This window comes from Polynucleobacter parvulilacunae (assembly GCF_018881715.1).
GTDB lineage: Bacteria > Pseudomonadota > Gammaproteobacteria > Burkholderiales > Burkholderiaceae > Polynucleobacter > Polynucleobacter parvulilacunae.
On the sequence record NZ_JACVPW010000004.1, the window covers coordinates 1 to 17,824 of the forward strand.

10 protein-coding genes are annotated in these 17,824 nt (G+C 43.9%); all 10 read left to right on the plus strand.

Annotation, left to right across the window (positions count from 1 at the left end; genetic code table 11):
* Positions 1-5,346, plus strand: a 5,346-nt coding sequence (locus ICN18_RS08285) for a beta strand repeat-containing protein (RefSeq protein ID WP_216190044.1), incomplete at its 5' end; no start/stop codon positions are given.
* 31 nt (positions 5,347-5,377) lie between these two features.
* On the plus strand, positions 5,378-7,222 hold the full coding sequence (locus ICN18_RS08290) for a peptide transporter (RefSeq protein ID WP_216190045.1): 1,845 nt from the start codon (positions 5,378-5,380) through the stop codon (positions 7,220-7,222).
* Entirely contained in the window at positions 7,219-8,028 is an 810-nt protein-coding gene (locus ICN18_RS08295; RefSeq protein WP_216190046.1) for a peptidylprolyl isomerase, read from the plus strand. The genes ICN18_RS08290 and ICN18_RS08295 overlap by 4 nt, the downstream gene beginning before the upstream one ends.
* A 104-nt stretch (positions 8,029-8,132) precedes the next feature.
* Positions 8,133-8,633 carry a hypothetical protein gene (locus ICN18_RS08300; protein WP_216190047.1) on the plus strand — a complete coding sequence of 167 codons (501 nt, stop codon included), beginning with the start codon at positions 8,133-8,135 and terminating at the stop codon, positions 8,631-8,633.
* A 45-nt stretch (positions 8,634-8,678) separates the two neighbouring features.
* Positions 8,679-13,856 (plus strand): sulfotransferase, encoded by a 5,178-nt coding sequence (locus ICN18_RS08305; protein WP_216190048.1) that lies wholly within the window; start codon positions 8,679-8,681, stop codon positions 13,854-13,856.
* Between the two features lie 8 nt (positions 13,857-13,864).
* Positions 13,865-14,722, plus strand: coding sequence for an alpha/beta fold hydrolase (locus tag ICN18_RS08310; RefSeq protein WP_216190049.1), 858 nt, complete (start codon positions 13,865-13,867; stop codon positions 14,720-14,722).
* Positions 14,723-14,729: 7 nt separating this feature from the next.
* Complete coding sequence (gene cysC / locus ICN18_RS08315; protein WP_216190061.1) at positions 14,730-15,350, plus strand: adenylyl-sulfate kinase; 621 nt, start codon at positions 14,730-14,732, stop codon at positions 15,348-15,350.
* Entirely contained in the window at positions 15,343-16,143 is an 801-nt protein-coding gene (locus ICN18_RS08320) for a glycosyltransferase family 2 protein (protein WP_216190050.1), read from the plus strand. The genes cysC and ICN18_RS08320 overlap by 8 nt, the downstream gene beginning before the upstream one ends.
* The gene (locus ICN18_RS08325; protein ID WP_216190051.1) at positions 16,140-17,186 is read left to right on the plus strand and encodes a glycosyltransferase family 4 protein; all 1,047 of its coding nucleotides are present in this window, start codon (positions 16,140-16,142) and stop codon (positions 17,184-17,186) included. The genes ICN18_RS08320 and ICN18_RS08325 overlap by 4 nt, the downstream gene beginning before the upstream one ends.
* Entirely contained in the window at positions 17,183-17,797 is a 615-nt protein-coding gene (locus ICN18_RS08330; RefSeq protein WP_216190052.1) for a glycosyltransferase family 2 protein, read from the plus strand. The genes ICN18_RS08325 and ICN18_RS08330 overlap by 4 nt, the downstream gene beginning before the upstream one ends.
* Positions 17,798-17,824: the final 27 nt, after the last annotated feature.

The window sequence follows — 17,824 nt, forward strand, 5'->3', positions numbered from 1 at the left end:
GGTAATAGCGCCAGCGCGACGACTGACTACAACTTGCAAACTACCAACCTCACTTGGGGTAGTGGCGGTCAAGCGGGTACTAACGCCAATATCACCGCAGCAACCGTGACCTTGAGCGCCACCGGCAACATCAGTAAGGTCTATGACGGCAATGCAAACGCCACTGTTGGTTTAGGAAACATCACTATCACCGGACTGGTAGCTGGGGATACGCTCACGCTCAGCAATCTCAGTACTGCCGCCTATAACAATGCTAATGTTGTTAATGCAAGCAGTATTTCTACAACGAATTTGACTATTTCAACTGTTGGTGGAAATCACACTAGCACCTTGAGTGACTATGCACTGCAAACAACCGAACTCAATTGGGGTGCAGGTGGTCAGCCTGGAACATCCGCATCAATTACTCCAGCTAATCTGACGATTACAGCAAACAGCGCGCTAACCCAGTACGGTTTAGGCACAAACTTGACTTCAACAGGATACGTAACATCTGGCTTGGTGAATAACCAGTCAATCGGCGGTGTCACTTTAAGTAGCAATGGAAGTGTGGTAACTACGAACGTAGGTAACTACAGTATTACTGCAAGCAATGTAACTAATAATGCTAGCTTTAGCACTTCAAACTACAACATTAGCTATATAGATGGTAATTTACAGGTCACACCGGCTAACATTACTGTGGTCGCTGACAATCAAAGCCGCACCTATGGTGGGGCAAACCCAACTACGGGCACTGTCACTTTAAATACTGGTAGTACTCTGTATAACGGTGACACCTTGGGCAATGCCACAGTTACTAGCGCAGCGAATGCTAGTAGCAACGTAGGCAGTTACAGTTTGACAGCAAGTAACCAAACCTTGAACACCGGCTCGGTTGGTAACTACAACATTACTTATGCGGCCGGCAACCTCACAATCAATCCAGCCAACCTGACCGTTACTGCTAATAGCGCAAACCTGACTTACAACGGTAGTCAGCAGAGCGTAACAGGCTTTACCGGTAGCGGTTTTGTCAATAACGAAACGATAGCCGTATTAACCAATGTGAGCGCTGGTGGTTCCGGTACAAATGCTGGTACCTATGTGACTCAGGCGAATGGTACTGCTACTAACTACAACCTCAATTTTGTCAATGGCACATTGACCATTGCCAAAGCTGCTCTATCGGTGACTGGTAATGGTGCCAATACTACTTATACCGGAGTAACACAAAATATTTCAGGGTTTAATGTCTCTGGCTTGCAGGGTACTGATACGGTTGCTAATTTAAGCAGTATCAGTGCAACCGGAGCTAATGGCACCAATGCTGGTATCTATATCAATGCCGTTACCGTTGGCACAGAAACTAACTATGTATTGACTGGTACTAATGGCACGCTCAATATCGCCAAGGCATTAGTAACTGTTTCCGCGGACAATCAAACCCGCTTGTATGGTCAGTCCAATCCAACCTTAACGCAATCAATGACCGGTTTTGTGAACGGGGAGACTGCTCTTACCGCCAATGTTGCTGGTTCTAGTGCAGCAAGCACTACAGCAACAAATCTGACAGGGGTAGGTAATTACACGATTGCAAGTAGCGTTGGCAATTTAAGTGCAGCTAACTATAACTTTACTGCTGCCAACGGTACATTGACGATTAATAAAGCGCATCTCACCGTAACCGCAGATGATCAATCTCGTGTATATGGTTCTGCTAACCCTACATTTACCCAAACGATTACTGGTTTTGTAAATGGTGAAAATTCAACAACTGCGGCTATTGCTGGTTCTGCGCTTGGGTCTAATGCAGCAAATGCTACAACCAACGTAGGTAACTACAGCATCGCAGGTAATACAGGTAACTTAGCGGCAGCCAATTATGACTTTTTGGCGGCTAATGGCACATTAACGATTACCAAAGCACAACTTTCTGCCCTGGGTTATAAAGTTTACGATGGCTCAAGCGCTATTGTTGGCTCAAATCTAACCGTTAGCGGCGTCAATGGTGAGACATTTGCAGCTACTGGTGCTGCAACGATGACGACAAAGAACGTACAGGCAAATCAAACCTTGTCCAGTCTGAATGGCTTGAGTCTATCTGGGGTTAATGGCTCTAGCCTTGGAAATTATGAGATATTAAATACAGCCAATACAAGTGTGACTGTGGTGCCATTGAATATCACTATTGTTGCGCCTAATGCAACCAAGGCCTACGATGGCGCCACGATTCAGCTAGCCACAGCCTCTGACTTGACTGCCTTGTCGGCACAGTTGGTTGGTGGCGACCGAGTAAGCTCTGCCGCAATCACCTATAGCGATAAAAATGCAGGCGCAAATAAGACGGTCACCCTAAACTCAGTGGTTATTAGCGATGACAATGCTGGTGCAAACTACCGTGTGAGCGTTGCTGATGCCACAGGTGGTGTGATTACTAAAGCGAATTTAACAGTTGGGGTTGTAAATGACCTTAAATTTGTGACTCAAAGTGATCAAGCTGGGTATGGTGGTGTTATTTACAACGGATTCGTTGCTGGCGAGACTGCCTCTGTATTAACTACCGGCGCCATCACCAGAACTAATGCAGGAGTTAATTTAGCCGGCAATTACACAGGAGTGCTGGTTGCCTCAAACTGGTCTGCAAGCAACTACAACATTAACTACCAGGCCGGTAACTACACGATTGTTCCTGCCGATGTATTGGCTATTAAGGCAACCAATGTCACTGCGACCTATGGAACTACACCTACTTACAATTTGACGGCGCAGTATTTACATAATGGAACTATTGTTACTGGATTGGCATCATCCTTTAATGGCACAGTTTCAGTCATTGATGGTGCAGGGGGAGCAGCTTACTTTAACTTGAGCGCTATAAATGGTTCATTCAGTTCATCAAATAACTTGCAGGTAGGTGGTTACAACCTAAATGCCTCTAACTTAACTATTGTCGGCAATAACTTTAATAATTTGGCTGTAGCCGGTGCGATCACAATTACACCTAAATCTTTAAATAATAATTTAGGTGTTCAATCGATCACCAAGGTGTATGACGGTAGCACCAGTATTACAGCCGCGAATCTATCCTTCAATCAGACTCTCGCTGGCGTGCTGACCAATGATGCTGTAGGTTTGATTGGTTCCGGTAGTTATGCAGACCGAAACGTTGGCGCCAATAAATCAGTGACCTTGAGTATGGGTCTGATTGGTGCTGATGCGCGTAACTATGCATTAACTATTAACACTTTGACAGATAACGTCGGCACTATTACCCAGCTTTCTTGCGTTACCTATATTGGCGGTAATACTAGCGGTAATTGGTCTTCGGCCTCTAACTGGGCTGGTGGAGCCATTCCGGATGGCAATAACGTAGCGCGCGTCATTATTCCGACAAATGCATCGGTTGTATATAACAGTGATCAGGTTGGCATCACTGGAAGCAATATTAGCAATAGCGGTAACATTATTTTTGCTTCAGCCAATCCATTTAACTTGACCAATAACGTGTCAGGTGGAGGTGTTATTACGCAACGTGGTGCTGGAAACTTAACAATTTCTGGCAATAACTCCATTACTGGAGCCGTAGATATTGGCGCTTATAACTTAACCCTTGCAAGTGCCAATGCAATGGGTAATGCAACCTTGGTTTCTGCTGGCGGTAATCTTTCGTTTGCTTCAGGGGTAGCAGTATCAAGCTTGACTACTAGCGGTAATGTGACCTTATCGAATAATGCCAATATTGCCAATACATTTACCGCTAATGGTTATGTAACTGCCTTGGGTAATATTAATGCTGGCGGTAATTTAATTGCTAATAATGGCATCTCAGTAACAGGTAGCGCTAGTGTTGGTGGTAATGTGGTTGTAACAGGTGCTGCTAACTTTGCAAGCAATGTAACAACCGGTGGTGACATGACGGTGAATGGAGCCTCCATATTTGGCGGCATTGTAAATACAACTGGCAACCAAACCTACAACGGCGACTTAACATTCTTAAGTTCTGGAACACCATCAACAGCTAATAATTCCGCTATCTCGAACTTCTATAGTAGTGCCGGCAATATTAGCTTTAACGGCGCCATCAGTGCTGGTCTGGATTCAGCGGCTGCTCAACGCGATTTAGTCATTTCTGCTGCGAACGGTACAGTACTATTTAATAATCAGGTTGGACAAAATATTGCGAGCGTCCAAAATGGCTCAACCCAGTACATTCCATATGCAAACTATAGTCGTGCCAGCTTTAGTCCATATGAAATGGAAGTTAAAGCACAAAATATCCAATTAAATGCTGATGTGAGTACATTTGGTGCCCAGCAATATACTGGCTCCGTTGTGATTGGCGGCAATGGCAGTAACGGAAACATCCGTCTCTTGCTATCGATGGATCCGTCGATCATCGTTAAAGGTGACATTAACGGCGCTACTGCCGGGCAAGATTCTTTGGTATTGGCGGCCGTAAACTTGCCTGGCGAGTCTGTCGCTCCAGTAATTAGCACTGGTAATATCGGCTTGCTCGTTCCATTGGCTAATGTGAAGACTATTCAAGGTCAGCAAAATACCAACACCACGGGTAACAGCAATCCACTGGTTGCTGACATTAGCTTCCCTACGGGTCAGCTCAATTTAAATGGCTCGGTAAATACGATTGGCAATCAAACCTATACGGCTAATAATATTTCCTTAAATGGCGCCAACACATTGACTAGCCAAAATGGCACCATTGAAATGATTACAGGATCCAATGGATCTTTAGGCGGTCTATCGAATACTACTTTTGCTTTGGCCTCAGGGGCAAATTTAGGAAGCAATTTAGCCAATTTACATCCAGCAAATATTTATCATATCCCTGATCCGCCACCACCTGCTCCACCACAAGTTCAGAATATTACCCCTCAAATCACCCAAAGCAACTTGGTTGAGACAAGCCAGACTAAGGTGACTTTGCTTGCACAGAATAATTCGGGTATTGCTCAATACGCCTTGAATATGAACCAGGCACAGCAGGCTATTCAGTATATGAAGACAACGGCCAGTGATGTTGCCATGAGCACTGGCGGGGTTTCTGTATCGATGGGCGATACAGTGACAAGGCCAGGCAGTTCGCCGATGAGTGACTTGGGTGTAAAGGTAGATAGCTCGCCTGTAGGCGGTTTGCCTATGAGTGAATTGCTAACCAAAGCAGGTATTTCAGCAATGGGAGATGGAGCGGCAAAAGTGGATGGACCGTCAGCGAATGAGGGCACATCAAAATCGGGTGGCGCATCATCTAGTCAAGGTACTAAGAAAGGCTCAAACACTTTGGTTAGTGATGCGTCTGATATAAGTTGCACCCCGTCAGATTCTAATTCCTGCTCAAGTAAATAAGATGCGCTTGAGCTGCTTATGAAAGTATTAAATGGTTTTTAAGCTCGAAGATTTTGAACATGCGGCCTATAGTCGTCAGCATGAAGAAGCAGCCAGGATGCTTGTCAACTTACTATCTATTTTGGATAGTAGTTATGGTGTCCCGGGAATGCAGTTTCAGGCTCAACCTTTAGCTGGGATTTCTGAGGCTGAGCGCGAGGCCCACGTCGGCGTACGTTTGGCATCTGCCATCTCTTGCTTATTCTCTGATAAAGATTTCCACTTTGCGCCACAAAGCTTAACCTCACTATTTACTCTGCAGCGTTGGTTTGCAACGATCTTTGGCTCTACCTTATTTCTGAATGCGGATCATGTAGTACGCGCATTGAACTTAGCCGGGAAGGGGAACCTAGGTCACCTAGAAGTCACTGCGCAAGATTTACCCAAGTTTGCTTTGCTCTATCTGCCAGAATCTGAGATTATTTTAGAGATAGATAAATTATGGGATGCCAATAAATACCTGGCAGCCTCATTAGGCATGGCACTCTTATCACCACGCTTTTTGGGTTCCCCGCAGGCACACAACAAGCGCGAAGTACTTCTACCTTGGTTGACAGAAAAGCTTCCTGAGATTGAAACCCTAGAAGCCTTACCATTTGGCATCATGCACGACGTCTATATGCATTGCAGCTATGCGGACAGGCCAGATAAGCATGACATCAAAGGCGCAATTAATACCTTAATTGAACGTTGGCTAGAGACCTACAAGCTTTTGCCTTTAGAAACCCAGGTATTGCCAGTTAAAAAAGATCAAAAGCCAACGATGTTGGTAGTGATGGAATGGTTTAATGCGGGCCACTCTATATATCGTACGCACTCTAGAACTCTTGAAGCCGCAAAGGAGTTATTCCACATCGTCGGTATGGGCCTTGCCAATGCTACAGATGCTGTGGGTCATGCGGTATTTGATGAGTGGATTGAGATTAAGCAAGGATCCTTACAAGAGCAGATTTCTCAAATACGTGGTGCGGCAGAGGAGCGCCAAGCCCAAGTCTTTTATATGCCGAGCGTTGGTATGTTCCCCCTCACTATGATGCTTGCCAATATTCGTTTGGCGCCAGTGATGGCAATGGCCTTAGGTCATCCAGCAACATCACATTCAGCTTCAATGGATTATGTGGTGGTAGAAGAGGATTACGTGGGTGATCCCGATTGCTTTAGCGAAGAGCTCTTAATCTTACCTAATGATGGCATGCCATACCGCCCATCAGGATTAGCAAGTCAAAACCCTGAGCCGCCGATTATTCGCGAAAATCCCGAAGTGGTGGATATTGTGGTGGCAGCTTCTGCTATGAAGATCAATCCAGAGTTTCTCAATGCTTGTAAAGAGATTGCTCTGCGCAGCAAAGTGCCAGTGCGATTCCATTTCGCGGTAGCTTTTGCTCAAGGTATGGTTTACGAACAAGTTAAACGCGTAGTGCGTAATGTTCTTGGCGACTATGCCATTGTGTATGCTCACCGCGGCTATACCGAATACATGGATATTGTGCGCAAATGCGATATGTATATCAATCCATTCCCATTTGGTAATACCAACGGGATTATTGATACTGTAACCGCTGGATTGATTGGTGTTTGCAAGACGGGTAGGGAGGTCAATGAGCATATCGACCAAGGCCTATTTGAGCGCTTTGGTATGCCCAACTGGTTAGTCGCCACCACTACAGAGGATTACATTAAAGCAGTGGTCAAGCTTGCTGAAAATCATGAGTTGCGCAATGAACTCAGACGCAAACATGCTGGACCAGATAAAGTACAGCGTATTTTTGAAGGTCGCCCTGAGATCATGGGGCAAATGTTGATGGACCGTCTTAAAAAGGCCAAGAGTAAGTCATGAAATCTAAATTAATCCCAATCCTATTTGCAGCAACAGCCTTTTTCCTGAACCCCGCTCAGGCGCAGACTTCAAAAACCCTGCTGACCGTTAATGGCACAAAAATTACTAGTGCCCAAGTAGATCAATGGGTTTTGGTGTCTGTATCTGAGGGCGCTAAAGATACGCCGGAGCTGCGTCAATCGATTGTGAATGATCTCGTTTTGCGTGAAGCTGTTGCGCAAGATACTAAGAAGACGGGTCTTCTGACTAAAGGCAACAATGCTTTCAAGATCAAGATGGCAGAACAAAATGCCATGATGGATATTTGGTTTGCACAATACTTTGCCAGTCATCCGGTAACCAATGATGATGTGCGTGCCGTCTACGACAAGCAAGTAGAGCTCAGCAAGGATCCCAAGAACTCAAAAGAGTATTTGGTCTCACAAATCGTAGTGGCTAATGAGGCGGAAGGGGTTGAGCTGATCAAGCAAATCAATAATGGCGCTTCGTTTGCAGACCTAGCCAAAGTGAAGTCCTTAGATCAAAGCTCTGGTCAGCAGGGTGGCATCGTTGGATGGGCACTTCCAACGCAATTAACGCCTCCGATCAGTGATTTGGTTCCAAATCTGACCAAGGGAAAGATCACGCAAACCCCAGTAAGAACATCCAATGGCTGGCACATCATCAAAGTGGATGATGTAAGGCCTTTCGTGATGCCTACCTATGATCAGGCAAAAAATACTATTGCTCAGTCCCTTATTCAGCAAAAGCGTCAAGAAGCGGTAAATGCATTAATGCAAAGCACTAAGATTTCTAAAGGTAATTGATCTATCTAGGACTGGGTAAACCAGGCTTTCTTATCGATGCAGTGTGATTAAAGGCAGTTTTGATAAATTTTTCAAAATCTATTCTATTGGTGCTTCTAGTGGTGATGAGTCCTCAGCTTCTTGCCCAACAAAGTCTCAAATTTGATGATTGGCAAGTCCAGTACACTCCAAACTCTATTGAAGCTTTTACAGTAGGCGGCCCCAACTCTTCGTTCGGAATGTATTGCAGCGGTGAGCAATGCCTGTTTTATTTGCATGATGCGTTGCTTTGTCAGCCTGGATCAAAATCTCCGGTATTGATGAGTGGTATTAACTCGACTGCTGCAATCGGTCTTCAATGTGCTCAAGTCGGTGGAGTACTCTTTCAAATTCTCGAGCCCTTCAATTCAGTTTTAGATGTTTTAAAGGTAGGTGGTTTTGTAGGATTTGCTGTTCCTCTGCAAAATGGCTCCTTTGGGTTTTCAAGGTTTAGCTTAAGAGGCGCTCCTGAGGCTATTAAAAAGACGCTCCAAGAAAGTATTAATAATAAAAAGCCTCCGATGCCGGAAGTTACGCCTCCAAAATCTATTCCAGGCACTCAGAGGTTAAAAGAAATTCTGATTTAATCACTTAATGCTATCCTGAAACTATGTCCTTTAAGCAATTCTTGTATGGCCCAAAACATTAATAATCAAATACTTCAAGCGCAGGAATGTGAGCGCAGGGGGGATGCCGTAGGCGCATCAAGGATCTATCAAGAAGTTTTATCTCATGAGCCCAGAAATGCTGCTGCTCTTCATGCGCTTGGCGTATTGTTGTACCAGGCAAATCAGCTGGAAAAAGCATTTGAATTATTCAGTTCAGCAGTTCAAAGCGAGCCATTAAATCCACTATATCAGCGTAATTTAGGGGAGTTATGTCGACGAATTGGTAGGATTGAGCAGTCTATTCTATGTGGAAAGGCTGCAAGTAAGTTAGATCCAAAAAATGCAGAGCCACAATATAACCTTGGTTTAGCTTATAACGACGCTGGCGATATCCCAAAGGCGATTACTGCATATCGCAAAGCTGTTAAATTAAATCCGCAGCATGGATTTTCCTGGAATAACTTAGGTTCAGCATTAGAGTCACAGGGCAATAAGAAATCCGCCCTGGCAGCATATGAAAAAGCAGTGGCCCTCAATGCGATGCATGCAGAAGCTCAGAATAATCAAGGCGCCATTTACAGTGAAATGGGTAGACTAGACGAGGCGCGCACTAGTTTTAATGCAGCCATTTCCGCGAATCCTGGATTTGTTGAATCCCATTACAACCTATCTTCCTTGAAGACGTATGAAGTCAATGATCCTCATCTGAGTTTTTTAGAGAAGATTTATGCTCGCCGTAATGAATTAGCAATACCCGCTCGAATACGTTATTCATTTGCTATTGGCAAAGCGCTAGATGACGTTGGGCGTTATGACCAAGCGTTTGCTGCTTATGAAGAGGGCAATCGTTTGCAGCGCACTTTACTTCCCGTCAATGAAGAAAGTGCAGATCGTTTACTTGAATCGGTCATGCAGGTTTTTAACTCAAAGTTCTTTGAGGAAAGAAAGAATTGGGTCGGGGAAGTTAACCAGAAGAGAGCCCCCATCTTTATCGTCGGCATGCCTAGATCTGGCACGACCCTATTAGAGCAGATCCTTTCAAGTCATAGCTCGGTGTATGGTGCAGGTGAATTGGTAGATTTAAATAGCGCTATTTATGCTGCTACAGGACAACAAGATGCTGAACCGTACGCTAATAAAATTCTGAGTCTAAGCGAAGAGCAGGTTAGAAAAATTGGAGAGGACTATTTATCCAGGGTATGGAAGCTCTCTCCAAAGAGTAAATTTATTACCGATAAAATGCCTGCTAATTTTTTCTATTTGGGCATAATCCATCTAGCTCTACCGAACGCAAAAGTCATACATGCTATGAGGGATCCTATGGATTCCTGTTTCTCCTGCTATTCCAGATTATTTAATGACACCATGGAATTTGCATATGACTTAGATTCATTAGGAAAGTATTACAGACGTTACATCACTTTGATGAAGCATTGGCATAAAGTCTTACCAAAAAATACTATCCTTGATTTGTCTTATGAAGAGTTAGTTACGGATACCGAAAAACAGGCGCGTCGTATCCTGGAGTTTGTGGGGCTTCCATGGGATGAAAAATGTCTAGATTTCCATAAAAATGAACGGCTAGTTAAAACAGCGAGTGTAGCTCAGGTTCGAAAGCCTATTTATAAGACCTCGGTAGCGCGTTGGAAGCATTTCAAAAGTTATTTACAACCCCTGCTAGAGCAAGTTCGTGAGTTTCGGGTGAATGCTGAAGATGATGAAGTAATTACTTCTATCGCTGGAAGTTTATCTATTGGGGATCCCAATCAATCTCGATCCCTCATAGAGCGGATACTTCATCTTCAGGGACAAGGGCAGCATCAAGCAGTAATTGACCAGCTTTCAATAGATATACTCAATCTGGGTTCTGATCCAAATATTGCGATCATGCTCCACTTACTGGGAATTTCCTTTTACCGCTTAAACCGTTTTTCCGAATCTAGGAAGGCTTATGAGCGCGCACTTCAGATCCAACCTAATTTCCCTTCTGCATTAAACAGCTTGGGCTTTCTATTGCAGGATTTAGGACTTTTAGATCAAGCAAAAGTCGCTTTTGAGAGAGCCTTAGAGCTTGCACCAGAAATGGCGATGGCACGCTTAAATTTAGGAATGGTTCAGTTAAAACTCGGTGATTTTGAGAGCGGGTTAGAGAACTATGAGGCACGCTGGACGGGCTCAGCTGAGAGTGCCCAAGGCACATTCTCAAAACCTGAATGTCCATTGCCTTTGTGGAATGGTGAAGCTAACATAAAAAACAAATCTTTACTTGTTATTACAGAGCAGGGATTTGGAGATACGTTTCAGTTTTCTCGCTATTTAGAGCAAGTTGGCACGCAATTTAAAAAGGTGGGTTTTGTCTGCTCGGCACCTACTTTGCGTTTGATGGAATGGGCCTTTAACCATCAAATCACTTTGTTTACTTTTATGCCTCGAGATTATTCCACCTGGGATTATCAGTGTGCATTAATGTCATTGCCCCGATTGTGCAAAACACGTTTAGATTCAATTCCCAGGCAGACTCCGTACCTAAAAGTTCCGGAACCTGTTCGACTACATTGGCAGGATCGACTTGCAAAGGCCTCTCCTGGTCGATTGCGTATTGGTATTGCTTGGGCTGGCCGCCCCGTTCATCAGTATGACTCTCGTAGAAGTCTGCGATTTGAGCAAATTTTGCCGCTATTACAAATTCCGGCAATTACATGGGTGAGTTTGCAAAAATGGACGCCACAAGATGTGCGTCCGGCTATTCCCGCGAATGTAGATTGGATTGACTGGACGGATGAGTTGCAGGATTTTGGCGATACCGCAGGTTTAGTTGAAAACCTAGACCTCATTGTTTCCATTGATTCGTCAATGATTCATTTGGCTGGCGCTCTTAATAAACCAGTTTGGATGCTCAATCGCTTTGATTCTGAATGGCGATGGTTAAATCAACGTGAGGATAGCCCTTGGTATCCTAGCTTGCGTATTTTTAATCAACCTACCTTTGGTGATTGGCAAAGCGTTATTCAGACGGTTGGAGCACTTTTAATTGGTTTGCCTAGGGCAAATATTCCTGCGACCTTGAGGCCGCCGACCACGCCAATTGAGCAAGTCACTAAGCCTAATGTAGTCCAAACAAAAAATATTTCAACTATTGAGCAAGCCTTACAGTTGGCAAATCAGTTGCAATTATCAGGCCGCCTTACTGAAGCAGAGCAAACTCTAAGGGGAATATTGCAGGCTGATCCGCGTCAGGCTCATGCATTGCATTTGTTGGGTGTTGTTACCTATCAAGCGGGTCAACCATTATTAGCGCTAGATTTAGTAAGGCAAGCCATTGCAGTCATGCCAAATGCTGCGCTATTTGAAAGTAATCTTGCAGAGATGTCTCGTCAACAGGGTCGTATTCAAGATGCGATTACACATGGTAAGAGGGCGGTTGAGGTTGACCCTACGATGGCTTCTGCACATAGTAATTTAGGCATAGCATTATTTGATGCTAAAAATTATGATGCTGCTGAAGTTGCCCACCAAAATGCGCTTTCCTTGGCTCCTAACTTGCTTCAGTCCTTAAATAATATGGGTAGTATTGAGAGGGCTAGACAAAATAAAGCTAAGGCACTTGAGTGGTATAGAAAAGCATTAGCAATCAATCCAGAGTTTCTGGAAGCGCTTACTAATATTGGTGCAGTTCTTGTGGAAGAGGAGCGGCCTGAGGAAGCTGTACAACCTTTGTTAAAGGTGCTGAATAGTTATTCAAACTCGCCTGAGGCGCTATGTAATTTAGGTTTGGCATATTTTAAGTTGGAGGACTATGAAAAAGCAGAGGACTTGCTGAGGCGTTCCTTGGTAAGCCGTCCTGGATATGCAGAAGCTTCTATCGGTTTAGCGCGGGTTTTGAACGAAGTTGAAAAATCGCAAGAGGCTATACAGCTATTAGAGGATACCTTACAAAAAAATCCAGACAAGCTTGATGCCTGGTGTTTATTAGGGGTGATCTATACGGAAGCATTTAATGCAGAAAAAGCCGAGCACGCTTATTTAAAGGCTTTGGAGATGGATACTGGTAATGCCGATGCGCTTACAGGACTTGCGAATTTGCGCTTAGAAGCGGGCCTGATTGACGAATCAGAAGTGCTTCTTAATCAGGCCCTCGAAAAAGACCCCAAAAATTTAGGTGCGCGCTTTCATTTAAGTCAAACCAAAAAAGTGCTCAAGGGGGATACTAATTTAGCCGCATTAGAGGCCATGGCTATTGATATCAATTCCTTGCCTCATGATAAGAAAATTTCTTTGCACTATGCTTTAGGTAAATCATATGACGATCTTGGCGACTTTGATAAAGCATTTACTCAGTTTTCTGCTGGCGCTCAATTAAAGCGTAATAAGCTTTCCTATAGCGCAGAAGCTGATGCGGCTCGCACCGATATGATTATCGAGACTTTTACGCCGGAATACTTTTCTCGGCTACAGGGCTCAGGAAATCTTAGTAAATCACCAATATTTGTTTTGGGCATGCCTCGCTCAGGAACTACATTAACAGAGCAGATTGTTGCAAGTCATTCAAAGGTGCATGGAGCTGGTGAGCTGCATGATTTTTTAGAGATTGCTCACAATATACCCAGCCCAACCAAATCCTTTGGTTATCCGGACAATATAAGTTCTTTAGACGCAGATAGTCTTAATACATGGGGTGATGCATATATAGAACGTACACACAAGCTCGGTGATAAACCCTTCATAACCGATAAGATGCCGGCAAATTACATGGCGCTTGGGTTTATTCCATTGACCTTACCCAATGCCAAAATTATTCATGTGAAGCGCAATCCAGTGGATACCTGCTTATCTTGCTACACCCGTTTATTCAATCGGCATCAAGATCCGACATATGATCTCATCGAGTTAGGTAAGCACTATATGAATTACGTCCGCATCATGGAGCATTGGAAGGCTGTACTTCCGGCGGATAGTTTTATTGAGGTGCAGTATGAAGATATTGTGCGCGATATGGAAGGTGAGGCGAAGCGTTTAATCCATTCTTTAGGTCTAAAGTGGGAAGCGGCGTGTTTGGACTTCTATAAAAATAAAAGAATTATTAGAACTGCGAGCGTGACTCAGGTTCGTCAGCCCATTTACTCAAGTTCGGTAGAAAGATGGCGTCATTATGAGAAGCACTTGGGCCCCTTGCTAAAAGAGCTCGAGTCAATTCTTCCATAAGAAGTTCAATGCATATACTTAAAAACATTACCCGTTTTTGTTCATTCCTATTAATAGCATTTATGCTGGGGTCTTGCTCCTCCTCTGGGGTGAGTAGAGTAACAAACTCTTCCTTATTGCAAGCAAGTAATGAGCGCTGGGTAGAGCAAATTATTCCTGCGCCTCAAAAAGGGGGATTCGAGCTATTTTCTCTTAGAAATACAGCCCCTCCGATTGGCGGAGTGCTATCGGTATACATTGAAGGTGATGGGAATATTTGGAGTGGTGAGTTTCCTTCGCATGATCCGACTCCTCGCAGAGCCATGAGTTTAGATTTAGCCCTACATCAGCCTCATGGTGCTGCCGCATATCTAGCAAGACCTTGTCAATATCTTGGTGTTCTAAATAATCCCCAATGCAAGACTAGAACCTGGACCCATGAGCGATATTCAGAAGAGGTTGTAAAAACACTGGACCATGGAATCGATGTATTAAAAGGATTGGTGGGAGCTCAAAAAATAGTGCTTGTCGGGTACTCCGGTGGCGGTGCTTTGGCTGTACTTATAGCAGGTCGAAGGAATGACATTGTTGAGATAATTACCGTCGCTGGTAATTTGGACACTAATGAGTGGACTGATTATCATCAGTTAAGACCGCTTTCTGGGTCTCTAAATCCAACAGACTTCCTCGTTCAAGCCCAGTTGATTCGTCAGGTTCACTACGTAGGTGGTCAAGATGAAATAGTTCCACCGTTTCTGACCCAGAATTTAGCAAAGTATTATCCTGTCAGCATGCAATTTAAAGTTATTCCTATTCAAGAAAATGGCCATACCTGCTGTTGGGTCGAGCAATGGCCTGAGTTATGGAATCGGGCCATTTCACAATAGTATGCACATGAAGATAGCAGCCGCAAATCTTGTTTGGCAAAAAGGCGATGTTCAGCCCGAGGAGCGCTTTGCAATGATGCGGCAGCGTCCGCTAACCATTTGGCTTACTGGCCTTAGTGCTTCTGGAAAATCTACACTCGCATTCGCATTGGAAAGATCATTATTGGAGGCGGGGCATCCTTGCTATGTTCTTGATGGTGACAATGTGCGCCATGGTCTTTGTCAAGATCTTGGTTTTAAAGCAAGCGATCGATCAGAAAATATTCGTCGAATAGCTGAGGTTGCTAAATTAATGAATGATGCTGGATTGATTGTTATTACTGCATTTATTTCACCGTTTAGAGAAGATCGATTAAAGGCGCGAAACATCATTGGTGAAGGCTTATTTCAGGAGGTCCATATAGCAGCTGATTTAGCTGCTTGTGAAAGCCGTGATCCTAAGGGTTTGTATGCCAAAGCCCGCACCGGCGAACTCAGGGACTTCACGGGAATATCCTCTCCTTATGAGCCGCCCTTAAATCCTGAGTTGAGTATTGATAACTCTAGCGAGATTCTGCAAGCATCTATCGAAAAACTATTGCAATTCGTACAAGAAAAAATCAAAGATATTGGCGCCCCACATGTCTAAGCCGATACCTGTCGTTATTCCATATTTTCGAGCTCCAGATGCTATAAAACTGACGCTGAAGCATCTAGAGTCCCAGCGCGGCATCAAAACGGTGCCATATATTCGGGATAACTCGGAAGATAATGTTTTATTTACTAAGGCAATAAACGAAGGAATACAACAATTTTCCAAAAGTGAAGAATATGATTACATCCTGGTCTTAAACCAAGATGCTCTATTGCATGAAGAGTGTTTGGAGCAGTTAGTGTTGGCCATGGACCACTATCCTCATGCTGGTATCTGCGCTCCTATCGCGTTATCCAGAAATAAGTCAGTTAACTGGGCAGGATCAGCAGCTGCTTTCCCTTGGGGGAGTCATATTTCCTATGATTTAACTAGATTACCAAAAGCACCTTTTGAAACCTATTGGATAAATGGCGCTTGTATGCTTATCCGTGTTTCTATGATTCAGCAAATTGGTTTATTTGATGAGAATATGAAGTTCATTTGCTCGGATGCGGATTATTCATTTACAGCACGCTCAAGAGGATGGACTTGTTTGGTGGTGCCCAGTGCTTTTGTAGAGCATGAACCAAGTGGAAGTGGCAAAGACAGCAATCTTTTTATTACCAAGATAAAGCTTGAGGATCAACTTTATTTTTCCCGTAAATGGGTCAGTAGCGATCTGTATAAGTTCCTTTCTCTTGAGGGTCCGCAATTGAGCCCTGAATTTATCAAAGCTCAAATGGAAAAAACTCAACTGGAGTTGGCCGTTTGCAATCGGCTTATTACAGAGCAGGGTGGCGAGCAATGAAAATCCTAGTGATATCAGATGCACAGGGTATGGACGGAGCCCAAGGCTCTCTGAGGTTTGCAACGGGCTATTGGAAGAAGCAGCTTGGGTGGGAGGTTGATGTTTTCCAACCAAGAGGTCAAAGTGAGCAACGGGATATCCTGATTGAGTCCGGCATGAATCCCATTGCAGAGATCTTGCCTTCGACACCCTATAACGTAGTGCTAGTAAACTCGTTTCTCAATATTGACTACTTAGCTAAAATTTCTAATGTGCCAATAGTTTTTTGGGTGCATGAAGCAGATACCGTCCTATGGGGTAGCCCTTTGCCAGTACAGGCAGTAAAGCAATTATTTGCACGTCCGCAAAAGATTATTTTTTCTACTGTATATCAGCCAAATATTGTTTTTAAAAGTTTCACCTACCAATTGCCCTTAGAACGTTTATCCGTTATTCCTTATGGCATAGAACCGGTTGAAGTTCATATTAAATCCAAAGTCGATAATGGCACACTAAAAGTGTCTTGGCTAGGCAATGTTATTGCCAGAAAGCGACCTACTGATTTGGTAAATGTAGTTATTGGCCTAAGTAAGGAGTTTCCTATTCAGGCGGAATTTATCGGTTCGCTTGGAGATTCCAGCAGTCTTGGTGCAGATTTCCAAAATTTTACCCAGGCATCACCAGACTTTATTTCTTGGAGTGGGGCAATGCCTCGCTCTAAGGCCTTGGGATCTGTAGCAAGCTCTGATATTTATTGCCATACTTCTGGAGACGAGTCTTTTGCCTTGGCTCCACTCGAAGCGGCAGCCATGGGCATTCCGGTAATCTTAGCTAATCTTCCGGTGTACCAGTTTGTAGGCTGGAAACATGGTGAAAATTGCTTGCTTTACCCCGTGGGGGATGTGTCTGCTCTAGCTCAATGTCTTCGGGAGCTTCGCAACAACCCTGGTTTGCGAGCAACCCTTGCTTCAAGAGGGAAAGCTCTTGCAGATTTGTATAGCGGCAATCTCTTCTTGCAACGCATCACTCAGTTAATGAGAACGTTTGAGTCTATTCAGTCATGACTCAAGTCGCAGAAATTACGATCGTCTGTGTTGCCTATAAGCGCTATCAAAATATTCCAGTGCTCATACATAGTTTCTTGGCGCAAACATTGCAAAACTTTAAATTACTGATTTTGCATGATGGCTATGACGAGGCGATGGATATCCTACTTTCAGAATACAAAACAAAGTATCCCAACAAAATCAATTTTGCCTTTACCCCTGAAAGACATAATGACTTCGGGCATTCGTTGCGTGAGATTGGTATAGGGCTAGCAGATACTCCCTTTTTGTTACTAACGAATGATGACAATTACTATTGCCCGATTTTTTTAGAAAATATGTTTCAAGCTCTGCATGCTCATCAAGCAGATATTGTTATGTGTGACATGATTCACAGTCACAATAATCCAGGCGGTCATTTGCAGCCACCGTATTCTTTGCTTAAGACCGCACCTTCCCCCGGGTCGGTAGATATCGGCTGTTTTATTGTCAAAACGGATCTAGCAAAACAGGTCAGTTTCAGAGATAAAAGCCATGATGGCGATGCCACTTTTTTTGGTGATTTACTGCAAAAAAACCCTCAAATACGGATTGCAAAGGTCAATCAAGTCCTTTTTGTCCATAATTAAGTCAAAAGTGTCCTTTTAAGCACTTAA